The organism is Paenibacillus lutrae, from assembly GCF_009757775.1.
GTDB classification, from domain to species: domain Bacteria; phylum Bacillota; class Bacilli; order Paenibacillales; family NBRC-103111; genus Paenibacillus_F; species Paenibacillus_F lutrae.
Genome location: NZ_RHLK01000016.1, coordinates 55,729 through 73,967, shown reverse-complemented (window position 1 = coordinate 73,967; position 18,239 = coordinate 55,729). Strand labels below are relative to the sequence as shown.

At 48.5% G+C, this 18,239-nt stretch carries 15 protein-coding genes; 8 read left to right on the top strand and 7 right to left on the bottom strand.

Features of this window, described 5'->3' with window-relative positions:
• Positions 1 to 36: 36 nt before the first annotated feature.
• Positions 37 to 1,284, top strand: a complete 1,248-nt coding sequence (locus EDM21_RS20640) for a chitinase (protein ID WP_157338309.1) — start codon at positions 37 to 39, stop codon at positions 1,282 to 1,284.
• A 60-nt stretch (positions 1,285 to 1,344) separates the two neighbouring features.
• On the opposite strand, the gene EDM21_RS20635 is transcribed toward EDM21_RS20640, so the two are convergent.
• Positions 1,345 to 2,280, bottom strand: coding sequence for a LysR family transcriptional regulator (locus EDM21_RS20635; RefSeq protein ID WP_157338418.1), 936 nt, complete (start codon positions 2,278 to 2,280; stop codon positions 1,345 to 1,347).
• A gap of 135 nt (positions 2,281 to 2,415) precedes the next feature.
• Here EDM21_RS20635 and EDM21_RS20630 point away from each other — a divergent pair, with 135 nt between their 5' ends.
• The 3 genes from EDM21_RS20630 to EDM21_RS20620 all read left to right on the top strand — a co-directional run bounded on the left by EDM21_RS20630 (position 2,416) and on the right by EDM21_RS20620 (position 4,030).
• Complete coding sequence (locus EDM21_RS20630; protein WP_157338308.1) at positions 2,416 to 2,970, top strand: flavodoxin family protein; 555 nt, start codon at positions 2,416 to 2,418, stop codon at positions 2,968 to 2,970.
• 159 nt (positions 2,971 to 3,129) lie between these two features.
• On the top strand, positions 3,130 to 3,564 hold the full coding sequence (locus EDM21_RS20625; RefSeq protein WP_157338307.1) for a NucA/NucB deoxyribonuclease domain-containing protein: 435 nt from the start codon (positions 3,130 to 3,132) through the stop codon (positions 3,562 to 3,564).
• 25 nt (positions 3,565 to 3,589) lie between these two features.
• On the top strand, positions 3,590 to 4,030 hold the full coding sequence (locus EDM21_RS20620; RefSeq protein ID WP_166542111.1) for a DUF6157 family protein: 441 nt from the start codon (positions 3,590 to 3,592) through the stop codon (positions 4,028 to 4,030).
• A 69-nt stretch (positions 4,031 to 4,099) separates the two neighbouring features.
• Here EDM21_RS20620 and EDM21_RS20615 read toward each other — a convergent pair whose 3' ends face one another.
• The 4 genes from EDM21_RS20615 to EDM21_RS20600 all read right to left on the bottom strand — a co-directional run bounded on the left by EDM21_RS20615 (position 4,100) and on the right by EDM21_RS20600 (position 10,288).
• The gene (locus EDM21_RS20615; RefSeq protein WP_157338306.1) at positions 4,100 to 5,278 is read right to left on the bottom strand and encodes an MFS transporter; all 1,179 of its coding nucleotides are present in this window, start codon (positions 5,276 to 5,278) and stop codon (positions 4,100 to 4,102) included.
• 142 nt (positions 5,279 to 5,420) lie between these two features.
• On the bottom strand, positions 5,421 to 6,176 hold the full coding sequence (locus EDM21_RS20610) for a TrmB family transcriptional regulator (RefSeq protein ID WP_157338305.1): 756 nt from the start codon (positions 6,174 to 6,176) through the stop codon (positions 5,421 to 5,423).
• A gap of 192 nt (positions 6,177 to 6,368) precedes the next feature.
• Positions 6,369 to 6,848, bottom strand: coding sequence for a transcription elongation factor GreA (gene greA, locus EDM21_RS20605; protein ID WP_157338304.1), 480 nt, complete (start codon positions 6,846 to 6,848; stop codon positions 6,369 to 6,371).
• Positions 6,849 to 6,958: 110 nt separating this feature from the next.
• Positions 6,959 to 10,288: a DEAD/DEAH box helicase gene (locus EDM21_RS20600; protein WP_157338303.1), complete on the bottom strand. Its 3,330-nt coding sequence runs from the start codon at positions 10,286 to 10,288 to the stop codon at positions 6,959 to 6,961.
• Between the two features lie 249 nt (positions 10,289 to 10,537).
• On the opposite strand from EDM21_RS20600, the gene EDM21_RS20595 reads away from it, so the two are divergent.
• On the top strand, positions 10,538 to 11,929 hold the full coding sequence (locus EDM21_RS20595; protein WP_157338302.1) for an MFS transporter: 1,392 nt from the start codon (positions 10,538 to 10,540) through the stop codon (positions 11,927 to 11,929).
• A gap of 174 nt (positions 11,930 to 12,103) precedes the next feature.
• Complete coding sequence (locus tag EDM21_RS20590; protein ID WP_157338301.1) at positions 12,104 to 12,709, top strand: hypothetical protein; 606 nt, start codon at positions 12,104 to 12,106, stop codon at positions 12,707 to 12,709.
• Positions 12,710 to 13,403: 694 nt separating this feature from the next.
• On the opposite strand, the gene EDM21_RS20585 is transcribed toward EDM21_RS20590, so the two are convergent.
• Entirely contained in the window at positions 13,404 to 14,474 is a 1,071-nt protein-coding gene (locus tag EDM21_RS20585; RefSeq protein ID WP_201280818.1) for a lytic polysaccharide monooxygenase, read from the bottom strand.
• A gap of 531 nt (positions 14,475 to 15,005) precedes the next feature.
• Positions 15,006 to 15,533 carry a hypothetical protein gene (locus tag EDM21_RS20580; protein WP_157338300.1) on the bottom strand — a complete coding sequence of 176 codons (528 nt, stop codon included), beginning with the start codon at positions 15,531 to 15,533 and terminating at the stop codon, positions 15,006 to 15,008.
• 250 nt (positions 15,534 to 15,783) lie between these two features.
• On the opposite strand from EDM21_RS20580, the gene EDM21_RS20575 reads away from it, so the two are divergent.
• Both EDM21_RS20575 and EDM21_RS20570 read left to right on the top strand, forming a co-directional pair.
• On the top strand, positions 15,784 to 16,677 hold the full coding sequence (locus tag EDM21_RS20575) for a LysR family transcriptional regulator (RefSeq protein WP_157338299.1): 894 nt from the start codon (positions 15,784 to 15,786) through the stop codon (positions 16,675 to 16,677).
• Positions 16,678 to 16,837: 160 nt separating this feature from the next.
• On the top strand, positions 16,838 to 18,217 hold the full coding sequence (locus tag EDM21_RS20570) for an LLM class flavin-dependent oxidoreductase (RefSeq protein ID WP_157338298.1): 1,380 nt from the start codon (positions 16,838 to 16,840) through the stop codon (positions 18,215 to 18,217).
• The last annotated feature ends 22 nt before the right edge of the window (positions 18,218 to 18,239 follow it).

Sequence of the window (18,239 nt, the reverse complement as noted above, 5' to 3'; positions counted from 1 at the left end):
TAGTAAGAAAATTTTATACAAGGGAGATTACAACAGATGTCACAATCTAACTATCCTTTCTCGAAGAAATTTATGCTTCGCACGATCAGCCTGACTTTGGGTGCAGCTCTGCTGGCTGCTCCACTCAGTGCATATGCGGCACAGACCAAGCCTATAACGGAAGCGGTTCCTCTAACGGATTACGAATTTGAAAGCGCTTACCACACAGGAAGTTATCTGGATGTAGGGGAAAGCCGTCTTTTGAGCGATAAACAGATCCGCAAACAGTGGAAAGGAATTGATAAGCAATATTCACCCGAGCGTGCAGTTGAAGCGGTAAAGGAAGCGCTTCCAGAGGCGGAATATGAAGCTTTATTCCCGATGAGATTAGGCTCCAAGGAATGGCATGAGTTTAATAAAGACAAAAAGAACTATGACCCGAATCAGGTTGACTATTATTCTTATGAGAATCTGATTCAAGCCGTTACCGAAGTAGCGAACATTAAGTATAAAGTCAGCTACCGCAAAGGCAGTCTGACGGCCCAAGAAGTGTTCCGGCTGGATAAGGATAACAAATCGGAGACGCTCGTATCGAGGTCAAATGACTTCAACGCGCCTGAGAACCGCCGCAAGAAGATTGAATCGCAGGTAGTTGACTTCGGCACGTTCCTGAAGGAAGGAAGCGATACGGACCGCAAGCGCGAACTGGCGGCGTTACTCGCTAACCTGGCTCATGAGACAGGCGGAGGCTGGGATGCGGCACCGGGCGGTCCTCTGCGCTGGGGCCTGTACTATAACGAGAACATAGCAGGCAGAACCGGAGCCAATATGTCCACCTTCGTGGATCCGGACAGCAGCGGATTGTATCCGGGCGTAGAAGGCAAAAGATACTACGGACGCGGACCGATTATGATGAGCTGGAATTTTAACTATGGCTTGTTCAGTTCCATCATCTATGGCGATAAAAGCGTACTTCTCAAGAACCCCGAGAAGCTGGCCGCTGACGGTAAGCTCGGTTTTATGACCGCCATCTTGTTCTGGATGACGCCGCAGGCGCCTAAGCCTTCTGCTCATGATGTTATGGTCGGAAGATGGGAGCCGACGAAAGAACAGGAAGAGAAAGGCCTGAAGCCATCGGGCTTCGGAATTACCGTAATGGTCCTGAACGGTCTGGAAGCCAATTTGGGTGAGACGGACGGCAGTCCGATTAAGCGCCGTGCAGGTCATTATCGTGATATAACCAAGAGAATGGGTGTAGATGTATCTGCTGAGAAAATCGACACGCTAGGTATGAAGCCGTTTTAATTTGTCTTTAGAATCGCATCTATTCTGGAATGGAGAACCCCTTGCACTCAGCCTGTTGGCTCAGCGCAAGGGGTTTTCAGGTGAGTTGACAGCAGGGCGATCCGTCTTAACTGCAAGCTGATGCTCCGCTAACTCAATAAAGGCTTTCAGAGGCGGCGAGATCCATTTATCTTTGTGCCAGGCCAATTGAATGAAGAGCGGAGCCGCCTGGTTGTTCCACGGCAGTTCTTTCATCCGCTCTTCCTCCAGATCTTTTCGGACTGCCATAGCAGGAAGCAGGGCTATACCGAGATTTGCAATCACGCATTGTTTAATCGCTTCGATGCTGACGAATTCTAATTTATTCACCGGGTTTACGCCAGCTTCACGGAAGTAATCTTCCAGAAGCGTGCGGTAAGAGCAGCCGTTTTCTGTAAGCAGCAGCGTTTCGCGGGCAAAATGCAGCGGGGTTAATTCATCATGAGCAAGCAGCGGGTGCTGAGGCGAAGCGACCATTAATAGCTGCTCCTGAATAAGCAGCTTTATAGTCAGAGATTCAGGCGGACGGGAACCATCCAGTATGAATGCGGCATCGAGCTGTCCGCTGTGCAGCTGCTCTCTTGCACTCGCATCCGAATGCGCCGGTTTGAAGATCAGCTTAACACGGGGGAACCGGGCTTTGAATTCTTGGAGAAGAGGGGGAAGCCGGTAGGTGCACATACTTTCCTGAGCCCCTATGATCAGGGTTCCTGACTGGAAATCGTCACCCTGTACAGCAATCTTGGCTTCTTCGCTCAACTGGATCATTCTGGCGGCATATTCTCGGAATTGGCGTCCCGCTTCGGTGAGCGTCAGCCGTTTCCCGAGACGTTCGAACAAGGGGGCTCCAAGCTCTGATTCCAGCGCTTTTATTTGCGCCGTGACGCTGGATTGGGCGAAGTTTAGCTCCTGGGCGGTTTGGGTGAAATTCAACAGATCCGCTGCCCGCATAAACGTAATCAATTGTTTGATGTCCAGAAAAAGACCTCCTATAATCGTTAAAACCGATTGATACCATAGAAATAATCCTTTTAAACGATTCTAATTTCTATTGTAAAATAAACGGGAACCCGCAACAATCTGAAATGCTCACAGAGAGGCAGTGAAGAACATATGACAGTCGCAGTTATTTATGGGAGCACCCGAGCGGATGGCAATACGGAAATTTTGACCCGGCAAGCTGTTCAAGGATTACAGGCGGAAGCTATCTACCTGAAGGATTTTGATATACAACCTATCGAGGATCAGCGGCATGCTGCAGGGGGATTTCAGGATGTAGACGATGATTATCTGGCGGTGCTTGAACGTATACTTCCGCATGACACCCTGGTGTTTGCAACACCTATTTACTGGTACAGCATGTCGGGCAGAATGAAAAATTTTGTGGATCGCTGGTCCCAGACGTTAAGAGATCACCGGTATCCGGCGTTTCGCAGCAGCATGGCGGGCAAAAAGGCTTATGTCATAGCGGTGGGCGGCGATGAACCTCTGATAAAAGGACTGCCGATGATCCGGCAATTTCAGCTCATCTTTGATTTTATGGGGATGCGAATGGACGGATATGTACTAGGGCAGGGAAACAAGCCGGGAGAGGTGCTTCAAGATCAGCCAGCCTTAGCTGCTGCCAGGCTGATTCGGAATACGTTGAAGAACATAGAGGGTGGATAACCCCCTTCCGCTTGTTCTGCTGCCTGGAATCGTCTAGAATCGCGAATTAAATGAGCGCAGGCTGCGGATTTGTACGCTCCTATGGATTTTCAGTTGTCATCTCCCTGCAGATGGACAATAATGGAGTAGTTAACTAACGATGAAGAGTGAGCATACAGAATGAAGAAAAGAAAAAAATATTCGAAGCTTCTAACCCTGTTTACTGTCGTATTGGTGGCTGTTTTATATGTCATTAATCCGGGCTTGTTTCATAACGAACCGGACACGACCGCAGATATCCAACTCTTTTTCCCGAGCGACAAATACCCTGAGACAGCGAAGCACATCAAGTCGGCCATTTTAAAAGGCTCCTCCAAAATCTGTACGATTGACCGGAAGGGAGCGGAGGAAAATAGAAGGGAGTCCCTTGCCGGTATCGCTACAAAGAAAAATTATGACCGGGATGAATGGCCGATGGCCATGTGCGCCGAGGGAGGAAAGGGAGCGGATATTGAGTACATCTCTCCCAAAGATAACCGCGGAGCCGGCTCTTGGATTGGGAATCAGCTGGAACAGCTGGAGGACGGGACCCGAGTGGAGATCGTCGTTAAGTAGTCAGGAAGAGTAAGGAGGCCGGCGTGTGACAAACCGGGATTTCAATTATTATCAGACGTTTATAACGGTGGCCCCTGACAGCACGATATTGGAGAGCATGATCCCGCCATCCAAGAAGGACGGAAAAACGAAAGCGCTCATTGAGTACGAGCTTCTTATCCATCATCCTTATACGTTTACTCAAGAAGAGATGATTTACGAAGTTCACATCCGGCACAAGGAAATACCGGAAGAGATTTTTAAGCAAAGAGGGACGGAGATTCGGGACGAGTTGTTCCAGAAATCCCATGCGTGCATGCGTGCTTCCATGCTTGCCAAAAAATATGGATGGGGAATCCATTTTGACGACGCGGGTAAAATTGCTTTATATCCGGTGGAGTCCCCGGAATACCAGCGCTTTCTTGCCAATGAATCCGGCCGTGTTAAAGTTCTTGCCGCTATGAGGAGCAGTCGGGCGAAGACCTAAATAAAACGAAAACAGCTTCCAAACCTTAGGTTTGTGAAGCTGTTTTTTTTGAGGAGGCAAGCCCTGCATTTAAGCTTTCAAGGAAGATTCGGCTTGGCTGGAGATGGAGTCCTGACGAGTGACAGCGAACAAGGAGCAGATCAGACCGAGCAGGACGAAGATAGATCCGGCCCAGCCGTTATAGAGCACCGAGGATCCTTGAATGACTAGGCCGCCGACGTAGGAGCCGATGCTGATGCCCAGATGGGTTATCGCAGAATTGGTGCTGATCAGGATCTCCGAATTTTCCGGTGAACTGTGAATGATCAGGTTGTTCTGTACAGCTGACACCGCCCAACTGAGGGCGCTCCACACAATCATCAGCACCAGGAAGGCGGCAAACGGCAGGTTAACCGCCAGCGGCAGAACCGCCATTGAGATCAGGAACAGGGAAATGACCGCTACGACAGCGCCGGCAGGGTTCCATTTGTCGGAAATAACCCCGCCGAGCCCTCCTCCTGCAACTGCCGCGATCCCGAAGATGCCGTACACGAGCATCACCATGTTAGAGCTGAGTCCGAACGTTTCCTGAAGAAACGGGGTGAAATACGCATACAAAGTCAAATGGCCTGCCAGAACAAACAAAGTGGTCAGGTGAATGGCGACCATTTTGGAGCCTCTGACAGCTTTCAACTGCTGTTTGAGCGGTAGAGGAACAGTAGGCTGCATCCGGTCCATCGTGAACCACATGACCGCGATAATGATGCCGGTCAGAATGGCAATGACTGCGAAAACTTCACGCCAGCCCAAGTTGTTGCCAATATAAATGCCAAGCGGAATACCCAGTACAAGGGAAGCGGAGATCCCCATAAAAACTACCCCGATAGCGCGCCCTTGGTATTCCGGCTTGACGATTCGGGCAGCCAGCGTAGTCGATAAAATGATGATGGACGAGCCGCTTGCAGCAGCCAGGATTCGTGAGAGGAACAGCATGGTGTAATTCATACTTGCGGCAGCCAAAATATTGCTGAGCAGGAATACAACCAGGGACCACATATATACCTTTTTACGCTCAACTTTGGCAGTGGCTGTTAGTACAACGGGGGCTGACACCGCATAAACTAGAGAAAATATAGAAATAAGCAAACCGGCTTTGGATAGAGGCACTCTCAGGGCATCGGCAATAAGATCCAGAATGCCTCCCAGAATGAGCTCGGCAGCGCCGACAACAAATGAAGCAATGGCAAACAAATACACTTTTTTATTCATGGTGACAGTTCTCCTCTGTAAAAGTTACAACTACGATAGTAACCTTATTTGGCGTTCATATCAAGAGGAAAATAAAAAGACTGATTTCCTGGACGGAATCAGTTCTTGAAAGAGGATATCCCTTTATGATCATGAGCATTTATTAGTAACGGAGGCGCTTGAGCAAACGGTTCAAATCTTCATGGTGGATAAGTTCCTCGTGAAATTGTTTGGTGATGTAAGCAAGAGCCACGTCATGGAAGAAATAATCGGTAAAGACATTCACAAGCTGCGGAGACATCGTTTTAATGGCTTTCCATGCGGTTACATCCATCTGTGCAAAAATCAGGCAGGCCTGATCGACGACGACAAGCTGAGAGGGTTCGAGTTGATCGTGATCCTCCGACGGCTGCAGGGTATGGACATTGCGAAGCGTAGTGGACAAGCTTCCTATTGATAGTGCTTCGACCTCAACGCCCTCCTGCTCTTTCTTTTCTAATAGCGGCAGATATTGCTCCATCTGGCTGCTCCAGGCGGAGATGCGTATGGATGCGGTTGCCCCTTCAATCAGCTGTGCGATATTCGCAAGAATAGATAGGTCGTCTTTTAAGTTCCAGACATAATCGTTAGTAGGTGGAGTCGTGGTCTCATGAGTTTTTAACAGCGCAATATCCCGCTCGAACTCAGCCGTTAGTTTTTTAATGACCGTGTCCAGAGGGACCGCGGAGTAAAGCTTTTTTTTGCCGGACATCGTATTGAGAACAAGACCTTTATCCGCCAAACGGTTCAGGACTTCATAAATCTTGGCCTTCGGGACACTGGAGTAATTCACAATGGACGTAGCATCAAGCGAAGCATGTCCGATAAGAGATTCATACACTTGACTTTCATATTGAGAAAAGCCGAACTTCTGTAACATAACAGCCTCCTGAGAGCGAATAAATGATATTTCTTAGTATAGCATCCAGCCGAGGGAAGTGCTTCGTTATCGCTTTCAAAAATGTGGAGATAAAGCACAAGAAAAATCCGTCCCACCTTGCTAATCAAGGATGAAACGGATTTATGAAGGCAGGGCAGAAATAAGATATAGATTGAATTGGGGTAATCCGTCTTATTCCGCTTTAATCTCAAGCAGCTCGTATTGAATAATACCCACTGGAGCATCAACTTTAATAATAGTCCCTACCGATTTACCCATGAGGGATTTACCCAGCGGGCTTTCGTAAGAAATTTTGTTGTTGGGCACATCTGCTTCAGCAGGCCCGACAATTTTATATTGGAGTTTCTCGGCAAATTCAATATCGTTTAAGACCACAGTTGAGCCGACTTTGACAGTGGAAGTATCCAAGCTGTCTACATCCGCGACACGGGCCTTTTTGAGCATATTGGTCAGAGTCAGAATTCTTGTTTCCATAAAAGCCTGATCATCCTTGGCCGAATGATACTCGCTATTTTCCTTCAAGTCGCCGTAGCTGATCGCCAGCTTAATCCGTTCCGCCATTTCTCTGCGTTTGACGGTCTTCAGAAATTCCAGCTCTTCCTCTAATTTATTCATTCCCTCACGGGTTAAAACCAGTTCATCGTTAGACATTCAGGCAGCTCCTAATTCACGATTTTGAATTACTGTAAAACATTCATATCTCATTGTACACTAAAAACGCTTCGTTATGGCGAAAAGTATGCTGGAAAGACGCGGTCCGCTTATTGCAGCATTAGAATCTCGCGGATATCCTGCTCCGATAAGGAAGACAAAGCTTCATGGCCGGGCTGGATGACTTCGTCTATCAAATTCTTCTTCCTCTGCTGCAGCTCGTACATTTTGTCTTCCACGGTTCCCTCCGCTACAAGGCGGATCACCTGAACCACTTTTTGCTGGCCCATACGATGGGCCCGGTCTGCGGCCTGCTGTTCAACGGCAGGGTTCCACCACAGATCGTATAGGATAACCGTATCCGCTCCGGTAAGATTCAGTCCTGTGCCGCCGGCTTTCAAGGAAATAAGGAACAGGTCCCGCTCGCCTTCATTAAACCGGCTGCACAGTTCAACTCTTTGGGGGGCCGGCGTCTGACCGTCCAAATAGAAGAACGGGATGCCGCGGAAGCCGAGTTCCCGTCCGATGAGTCCGAGCATCTCGGTGAATTGGGAGAAGACCAGCACACGTTTGCCCGCGCTTCGGCACTCTTCAACAATTTCAAGCAGCTGTTCGAATTTGGCGGAGCTGCCTTCATAATTGTGCACGAATAGGGCAGGATGACAGCACAGCTGGCGCAGCCGGGTTAGACCGGCCAGAATTCGGATGCGGTTTCTCTGGAAACCTTTCTCGTGCAAATGTTTCAAAGTTTCCTGCTGCAGCTTAGCCAGATAGCTTACATAGAGCTTCTTCTGCTCGGGCAGCAGCTGGGAAGCTTGCAGAGATTCGATTTTCTCAGGCAATTCCTTGAGTACATCCGACTTCAACCGGCGCAGCAGGAAGGGACGAATGCGCTGAGCAACGGATTCTCTGGACAGCTCGGTAAACAATTTTCGCTCCGGGAACAGCTCGGGGAAGACAATGTCAAAAATGGACCACAGTTCTTCGAGAGAATTCTCCACAGGTGTTCCGGTCAGCGCGAAGCGGTGAACAGCCTGAATCTCTTTGACGACTTGAGCTGTCTGCGTGTAGTGATTTTTGAAAGCCTGCGCCTCATCCAGTATGAGCGTATGAAAAGATTGCTTGGCATACCAATCTACATCGCGGCGCAGAAGAGGGTATGACGTAATCACGACATCCGCTTGAGAGGCATTCCTCAAAATTCTGCTCCTATCCGTCTTGCTGCCGTCTGCAATAACCGCGCGAACTTCCGGCGCGAATTTCGTTAATTCATTGCGCCAGTTATATAGGAGTGAGGCGGGAGAGACAATAATCGCCGGCTGCTGCCTCAGCCGGATCTCGGGCAGTACGGATACCAGGAAGGCAATGCTTTGCAGAGTTTTGCCGAGTCCCATGTCGTCCGCCAGGATACCGCCGAAGCGGTAATGCGCAAGTGTCTTCATCCATTGGTATCCGTAAGTCTGGTACTCACGCAGGACAGATGAGAGATGTGCGGGCACCGGAAAATCAAGATTGTCCGGGTTCCGCATATTTTCCAAGAGCTGCCGGAATGAGTGGCCCAGCTTGACGATACTACGCCTCTGGGGCGCATCGGTCAAGTGAAGTCCGCGCCATACAGGCAGACGAAGCGCTGCTCCCTGCAGATCATCCGGCTGAATTCCTACTTCGTTCAGCAGGCGGACGATTTCTTGGAATTCTGCGCTTTCAAGCGGCAGCAAAGCTCCATCCGGCATCCGGTAGTACCGGCGTTTTTCCTGGACGGATTTCATTAAGCTGCGGATCTCATTCTCCGGAATGCCGGCAATCTCAAATCGGAAATCCAGCCAGTCTGTCCGCTCATCCACATTGACCCGTACTTTAGGAGGAGCGGGGCTGTTATAGATCCGCGATTTGACCGCCGAGGTCGCGTAAATCCGAACGAGCTTCTCCAACTGGGGAACGATGTGGTAAAGGAAATCATATTCCTCCTCTTCGCCATTTAAGAAATATCCGGCTTCCGTTTTGGCGAACGAGGCCTCTTCCATCAGCTCCAGAATACGGGTTTCCTGATCTCCGTCGCGCATTAGAATGCGTCCTTCACCACGTCTTTGTCCCGGGCTCTCCAGCGGGTTAATCACGATATCTCCATATTGAAATTCCAGTGAGGCCAGCAGTCTGTCCCTGACCCGGTCCAGATACAGTTTCGCGGTGAGCTGAGTATGCAGAATACGGTTGGATACCGCAGGCGCGATGCGGACACTTCCAAGTTTCATAAGACCGGGGATAACTTTCTCCATGAAAGGTTCCATTTGCTGCGGCTCTATGCGGATCCTATTCTTGCTGGAATGATCCAGCATTCTCTTCAATTCCCCCAGCCTGCTGCAAGCTTCCGTCTGCATCTGGTGCAGCATGCCGTCTGAGACGGCGATGCCGTATGATTCCAGTACCAGAATGGTATCCAGTCCTTGGATTTCCATTTCATAGCCTGCCGCCTGGGATTCATCAAACTCGAACTGGAGTGGAACCGGTTCTTGGGTTAACTGGATTTTCTCGTATTTCCTGTCCTCCTGCTCCAGCTTTACAGAAGGAGCGGCCATGAGCAGGGGAAGAAGAGGTTCCCAGGCATAAGGCGGAATGAGAAGAAGACGGTCCGGAATGGCGCTTTTCGCATGTCCCGTATAGAGACTGGAAGTTTCCCGGTAGATCTGTTCATTGCGGCATATGTGCAGGAGCTGCTGAATAACGGCATCGTCTTCTTTTCTAAAGCTGTGGAGTTTCGGGTCGTAAGTGAAATGCTTGGAAAAAATAAATGGTTTTTTTCTTTCGCAGCTTTCCAGGAATTCTTTGAGTCTTTGTACGATATACAGCCGTCTGGTGCCGAGTTTGAGCTCTAATCCGAACATAATCTTCCGGAAACCGTAGGAGAACGTTTTGAGAGTAAACTCCGCCTCCAGAGCTTCTCTTGTTTCAAAAAGAGCCCGGATACTGCCTGAACGCAGTGGTTTCTCTCCGAAAAGGCCCAGCATATGATCTGTGAGCTGACGGTCAGAATCCGGTGCAGTCCCGGAAACAAATGCATCAGAGGTGAAACGGCCTGACGTGCTTGCCGCTGAAAGGTCTGCGGTATCGGACTGTAACAACGACACACCCGCACGGACAGGTGGTTTGCCTGCATGCTGGATCATCCCTATATGGAGGAGCACGGCGGCGATATGTTCACAGTAATGGTCATAGGAATCAAGAGCGGGGCAAGTACACGTTGCAGTTACGTCTGCCTGGGCATCGATCCGGGCCTCAACCTGGTAGCTTACTTTTCCTTTGACCTTTCCTTTATAGACGCAAGCTTCGGGGTCGTAAAGGGTTAGCTCTACTTTTCTCGCTTTGTAATAAGATTCTCCGATCTCAAAAGCGATCCGTCCGCATAACAATTTAATAATTCTCGGGGTTAATACAGCACTCATGGACTTGGATCCTTTCTTGCGATTCCGATAGTTGTATATACTTATGATACCAGATAGGGAGAGGGAAAAGAAAAACAGCTCGAGTTTTCAAGGAACCATATAATTTGTAAACTTGCATGTAAAGGTCCGGATCTGTATGTAAATACATGCGAAGATAGGAAGGGAAATGAGCGGCGGTGTCGAAAAGTAGGTAGATTGACTGGATTAATTAGAAACAATTGGAATTCGCCTATGGAAAGGAATCACACTATGTCTGAAGCACAAAGAAATAAGTGGGGAATTCTTCAGGTGGTTAACATGGGGACCCTTATCTCTACCCTTGATGTAGGAATCGTCAACGTCTCGCTCCCGATTATGGCGAAACAGTTCTCTGTGTCCCTGGCACAGATCCAGTGGGTGGCAACCATTTATTTGCTGACGATGGTCGTTCTGCTGCCTTTTATGGGCAAGCTGTCGGACCGGATGGAGCGGCGCACGATTTACAGCTACGGTTTCCTCATCTTCGGTATAGGATCGCTGTGCATTGCGATATCGCACGGCTTCGCCGCTTTACTGCTCTCACGCTGCCTGCAGGGCATTGGCGCGACGATGATTATGGCGAACAGCCAGGCTATAGTCCGCCAGGTCTTTCCCGATCACGAACGGGGCCGCGCCCTTGGCATCAATGCGGTCGTGATCTCGGTTGGCACGCTCTCAGGTCCTGCGCTGGGAGGGCTGCTGCTCGAAATAGCCGATTGGCCGTGGCTGTTCTGGATCAACGTGCCTATTGCACTGGCTGCCTGCTTCCTCGGGTTCCGCTGGTTTCCGCGCGGAACCGGTGAATCAGTCAGGACGCCGTTCGACTTCGTCGGCACGGTTCTGCTGGGTGCTGGCGCCTGCTTGCTGATGATCGCGGCGGAGTCGATCAAGGAGCAGGGCGCTTTCTCCGCGGCGGCCTGGCTGGAAGGCGCGATCGGGATCGGCCTTCTGGTCGCGCTGTGGCTTCAGGGACGCCGCATCGATTACGGCATTGTAGACCGGGAGCTTTTCAGCCGCCGGAAGGTGTGGGTGGGCAATGCCGGATCGTTCCTGATTAACCTGGCACAGACCGCCACACTCATCCCGGTGACATTCTACCTGCAGAGTCAGCTCGGCTACTCTGCGTGGTCTACCGGAGCGCTGCTCATGCTGCAGCCGCTGCTGATGGGCATCGTAGCTCCGTTTGCGGGCTGGTTCCGCGATAAATACGGCGGAACTTTCCCGATCGCAGCCGGAGCGCTGCTCTGCGCTGTGTCCATGTTGTTCGTCGTACTCGCCCCCGGTGTGACACCGGTCAGTATCGGGCTGCAGCTGTCCGTGTTCGGAATCGGAATCGGACTGTTCCATGCGACGAACAACGCGGAGATCATGAGCGCAGCGCCGGCTTCCAAGAGCAGCCTTGCGGGAAGCCTGCTCGCTTTGGTACGCTACCTGGGCCAAATCGCGGGCATCGGCCTCGCAACGCTGCTTGTCGGTTCTATGGGTCAGCCTGGCGCAGCAATGGAATCCGTCGGGATGCTTCTCCGGGTGCTGTTCGGATTATGTTTTGTGTTCTGCCTGCTGGTGGCTCTGTCAGGGCGCTTGCCCAAAAAAAAGCAGAATTCGGCGGGTATCTCCGCCTAATATGAATAGGTCGGTTGAGCAAACAGGGCGCATCAAGATCCAGATTTAAACGGATCGGGAATAGCGCTCTGCTTTGTAGATCGGCAGCATCCAAGCAATTTTCAGTATATTCGTGTGGCGAGCGATTCCTCTAAATGATAAGGATTAAATGATAAGGAAGGTGTGTGTATGGCATTGATTAGAAAAATGTCAGCTGCTTTGCTGCTGATCGTTCTTCTCTATCCTGCAAGTACCTCGCAAGCGCTATCCTGCCAGAAGCAGTTGAATGTAACGGAGTCCTATAAAGACTATGATGGTGTACTTATGGCAACGGTTGATAACATCCTAAGAAAAAAAGGCAGCAAAGAAGTTCAGTTAACAGTAAATCACAGCTACAAAGGCGTTCAGCAGGAAACTCTGCAAGTAGGTGAAGATGAAATCTGGAATCGGGTGGAGCGGGGCCAAGACTATCTTTTCTTCCTTAAAAAAACAGGGACGGGATGGGAGCATCCGGTATGTTCCGCTACTAAAAAGAAGGAAGAAGTAACTCCAGAAGAATCTGCTTTTCTCGCAAGCAAAGAAATACCTATCCCAATTGTTCATACGCGTAGAGAAGTTTCTAACGGGTTCGTTCAGTCACTGCCGAAGCTAGAGCACCTTGAAAATTCTTCAGCAGCGACTTTGATGGCAAGTGCGGCTGATATCCCTTACAAGTGGATGCCTGCTGTTACAGCGGGGATAATAGGAGGTATCCTTACGGGCATGAGTATATATCGTACTTGGCAAAGCGGGCAGCATTAAGAGAAGGCACCTTATCCCTAAGTGGTCCTTACCAAGATATCGGCTATAATTATAAGAAAATGATCGAATGAGGGAGAAAACAAAGGAAAATACAGGATAAACGAACAAATTCAAAAGATTCAGAATATTTACAAAAGATAAATAATTGGAGTATTATTTAGTCAAGGAGGTTGTATATCATAAAAATGATGGTTGCGCTTACAAGTGATTCTTGTAATCAGAGGTGACAGCGATGGGGCCATAAAAACAACAGAAATTTTCAATTTGAGCCTGCCCGGTTAATGGCAGCTTCGAATTGAACTGTAAATAAGCATAGATCTCAGGAAGGGAGTTGAATCCGTTGGAGCAGAGTTAGCGAAACATGTCCATCCTTTGAAGTCGAATTCAGGGACATGTGGGAGCCCACGTATTTAATAATAGAATGGAGTGCGTTTTGAAAATTGAATAGGTCATTGAAAAAATAGGGTCCTGCCGATTATCACAGATAACCGGGGGCCCTATTTATTTTTCCCTAAACAAATGGCTTAATCCGAATGACTGATCTATACATATAACAAGCTGCACTTCCAGTCTGTTTCGAAGGCAGTAAGGCTTATCCGCTATGGGGAGTACTAGATGACGGGGAATCTATTTACATAAAAAAGATGACTTCTGACAGAATCAGAAGTCATCTCAGGTCTTATAATCCGATGGATTAAGAAATTACTTTCCAAACATCGGAAGTGGCACTTGGCGTTTGACCTTGTGTCCACCATTTGGCTTCATAGTTTACGCCGTTATGCGTAACTTTGCTGCCGCCTACATAGACTGCAGTGGAGCTCCAAGCCGGATAATTGCCGCCAGGAGAGGAACCGTTCAGAGTTGTGAACGATACCGCGTTGCTTGCTCCGGAGACGTTGCCTGCTGCGTCAACTGCTTTTACCGTAACGGTATAAGCGGTATTAGGCGCCAGGCCAGTCAGATTCAGGCTTGTAGCACCTGTAGTGGAACCGATTTGAGTCGAACCGTTGAATACACGGTAGCCTGCTACACCGACATTGTCGGAAGAAGCGGACCAGGATACAGTAGCGCTGTTAGCTGCAACATTGGATGCTGCTGCGCCTGCAGGTGCAGTTGGAGCTTGGGTATCCGTAGGGCCGCCGCTGCCGCCGCCAAAGTTAACATCAATTACGTTGTAGAATGCGTTTGCAGTATCAGCGATTTCCCAAACAGCCAAGATAACTTGGTATCCGGATCTAGCTGGTACGTTACAAGTATCGGAATAAGAGAAAGGAGGCTGTTTGCCCTTGTAATCCACGGAGCAGAAAGGATTCAGGTCAAAGGAATCACGAGTCAGTGGAGCATTAGGGTTCCAGCCTGGCTTCGTGATGTAGTATTTCCAGCTGGTTGTTGCATGGGCAGCTGTCAATTTCCAAGTAAACGTGTTCGTGCCGGAGTTAATGTTTACTTTCGCCCAGCGAGTGGAAGATTGCTCGTCAAGCTTAGGGAAAGTGCCGCCGCCGCTTCCGATTTTACCGTCAGCGGGTCCAGCAGCCGGGAAGCCTTTTGGAAACTCAAGGCTTTGAGGCTCGTATACAACAGCGCCACAATCAGTATTCTGGCCGGTTTTACACAGGTACGCACGGCTGGCTGGTCCTTCTACATAGCCGTGGGCAGAAGCTTTACCGGAGATCAGGAACATTCCGGCGATCATAGCGACCAGTACGGCGGCTGCAGCCACCCACCTGATCATCGTTTGTTGCGGTAAACGTAAATTTGTCGTCATACAATTGGCCTCCTTTTAATGGGTAAATGGGTAATAGAATCATTTGTTGCTCTTAGCAGGCAGTAAACCTTTACCAGCTCCTTTCTATTGCTTCTTAGACTGCTGATAAATAGGCCAAACTAATGAGATGGGGCATTCCTCCTTTTGTCGAATTAAGTATTTATATAAACTCTAAATGAGCTTATACACGAAATTTGTCTAGTATTCTGTAAGTACCGGAGTGTCACATGAAGTACTAGAGGAGTAGAAGGCTTGTATATAAAGCGCTTCCATTTGGGGGCGGAAAACGAACGAACCCATGTAAATATATGAATATATAGTAAATACAGGGTGAGTTGTAATCTAAAGATACAGGAATTTTTTTCATTTCACAATCCTTATTTTCCAAAATCCTGTAAGATTTTTTTAATCACCTTCTGTCAAAATTCGAGTTTTTGTTTATCACTCATCTGTCAGGACAAGTTGAAACAAAGGCCAAAAATGCCCGTAATCCACTTGTTGCGATTAGGACTTTGTGGATGTGCGTCATTCTTATGGAAGGATAAATTCTTGTATTTTTTCTAATTCTGCGTATTCTTTTGCCAGCTGTTCTATAGATTTTTTATTTTCTCTTAGATCTTTCTCGATTTGGGCAAGTGTTTCTTTCTTCTTTTCGAGAATTTCTGCTGCTTTCGCATATGCAGCTCCATACTTGGGATCGTCTGTCATCGTTTTATAATACCCTTTGGTTTCCATTACGCGCCTTAAAGAAAAAATATCATCTTCAAGCTTTGCTTTTAAGTCAACTGGGGTAAGCTCCTTTTCTAATTCCCCTACTGCAATTCCGATTTCCTTGACTTTTTTTCCTTGCTCATCAATTTTTAGTTGTTCTTCTACGGTTTTTGCTTTTGGCATGCGCTCCCATTTTTCTTGTTCATACAGAGATTCCTTTTTAAGTTTTTCATGCTTTTCTTTTTTATCGGTATCTAAGGCAAAAGAGTTATTGTTCAAAGAAAAACCGATAGCAAAAGCCAATACACCGCATATAGTTGCTACCATTAAAACTTTTCTTATTTTCATAAAATTACCTCGACTGTTAGGATTTTATATTATAGACGAAAAATTTAGTCGGATTGTTGCTTGAAAACTTCTCGAAGTCGGGTAAAATTTACAAATTGAGGGATTGACAGCCTCCTTAAACCAAAGCTATAATCCTAACATACTAAATTCATCGGAATAATAAGTTATCCGCCAGTCAACTGGAGATACGGCCTTTCCTGTAAAGGAATGCTGTGTCTCCTTTTTGTTTGAGCAAGGGGGACAAACTGAAATGAATATAGAGAATATCGAAGCTTTTGCAACCATTGTCCATTTCAACAGTTTCAATAAAGCGGCAGATGCAATGTATGTATCCCAGCCTTCGATATCCGCACGTATTCAATCACTCGAGAGGGAACTGGATGTGAAGTTATTCGACCGGGAGGGCAGGCATTTTACTTTAACGGAGAAAGGCAAGCAATTCCTGCCCTTTGCACATCAAATTCTGAGAACATACAAAGCCGGCCGTCAGGAATTGCAGGTGAACCACAGCCGAGGAAATGAACTTAGAATCGGCTGTACCGTATCCGGTGCCAATTATTTATTGCCGGAGATGTTGGCTGCTTTTAAAAGAAAGGCTGCAGGGGTGCGGGTTAAGCTGTTGACGGCGACGAGCGAGACGATTTTAGAAAAAGTGCTGACCAAGGAGCTGGATCTGGGACTTGTGCGTACGATGACACATCCCGAGATTGATTCGCTGCAGGTGTATGAGGACCCTATCCGTTTGTATGTGAACCGCAATCATCCATTTGCTAACAGGTCCAGCCTAACCATACAGGAGGTGAGCAAGGAACCGGTTATATTCTTCGAATGCGGTTCTCTGGATTGGACCCGGATTCACCGGTTGTTCCAAATACTCGATGAGCCTCCGCTCATAGATATGGAGATCGATAATTTGGAGACCGCTAAGAAGCTAGTTCTAAAAGCGCTTGGCATTTCTTTTCTGCCGGATTTGTGCGTCAGGAAGGAAGTGAGGGAAGGTCTGCTCTGCCCTGTGGGGATTCCGCAGCTTACGGGATTGTCCTTGCGCAGCCATCTGATTTCATTAAAAGGACAAGTAACGGAAATCGGGCAATTATTCCTGGAGATTAGCAAAGGGGTTGATTTAAAACTTTTTTCATCTTAAAAAAGGTCTGGTTCTTATAAGTAGAGGCGGTTTAGTTTGTTTCTTGTTTACATAAATAGATAGGTCTAGCTCAGTCATAATTCCGAGTAATCCTATGTATATTTAATGAATAAGCGCAGATCGTGTTTATCAAACTTAATTACTTGAAAGGCGGATAACGATGACCACCACTAGAAAATTGAAACTTGGCGCCATGATTCACGGAGTCGGCAGCAGCATGTCGGCTTGGAGACATCCCGAAATTCCTTCGGACGCAAGCATCTCGATCCACTTTTATAGAGAACAGGCTAAGAAGGCGGAGGAAGGCAAATTCGATTTGCTATTCATCGCTGACGGGCTGTTTATTAATGAGAAATCCATTCCGCATTTCCTTAACCGTTTTGAGCCGGTTACAATTCTTTCGGCCCTTGGCATAGGAACTTCGAATATCGGGGTCGTCGGGACTTTGTCTACTTCTTATAGTGAGCCTTACACGGTGGCAAGACAGTTTGCCTCTATCGACCATATCACCGGCGGACGTGCCGGATGGAATGTCGTCACTTCGCCTCTTGAAGGTTCTGCACTGAACTACAGCCGCAAGGAGCATCCGGCTCATAGTGTCCGGTACGAAATTGCGGAAGAGTATCTGGACGTTGTCAAAGGGCTGTGGGATTCCTGGGAAGACGATGCATTTGTGCGCAACAAAGAAACGGGGGTTTTCTTCGATCTGACCAAAATGCACCAGCTAAATCATGAGGGAGAGCACTTTTCCGTCCAGGGTCCGCTCAATATCTCGCGTTCCAAGCAGGGGCATCCGGTTATCTTCCAGGCGGGATCATCCGACAGCGGGCGGACGCTGGCTGCCAAAACGGCGGATGCGGTCTTCACCAATTCCGAATCTATTGAGGAAGCGCAGCGGTTTTACCGGGATTTGAAGAGCCGGGCCGTGAGTTATGGCCGTAAACCGGAGGATATTCTGATTTTTCCGGGAATAAGCCCGGTCGTGGGTATAACCGCAGAGGAGGCGGAACGAAAATACCAGGAGATCGCGGATCTTGTCCGAATCGAGGATGCGCTGCTGTATCTGGGGCGTTTCTTCGATCACTTCGACTTCTCGGTATTTCCGCTGGATGAGCCTTTTCCTGACATTGGAGAGACCGGCAGCAACAGTTTCCGAAGCACCACGGATAAGATCAAGCAGAGAGCTCGCGAGCAGGGTCTCTCGCTGCGCCAGATAGCGCTTCAGACAGCTACGCCGCGAACGGGTTTTATCGGTACTCCGCAGCAGGTAGCGGACCGTATTGAAGAGTGGTTCGAAGGTGAGGCGGCGGACGGTTTCATCATTGCCTCCAGTGTTCCGAACAGCCTGCGGGATTTTGTAGATCTGGTGGTTCCGGTTCTTCAGGAACGCGGTATTTTCCGCAATGAATATGAAGACGATACGCTCCGGGGTAATCTTGGGTTGAGCAAACCGGAGAATCGTTATACGGCAGAGCGGAATCAAACCAACGATGATCAGATGGAGCCGCTCTCCAAAGATCGTACCGTCTCTGCATCTTGACTGTATTCAGAAAAGCCGATGA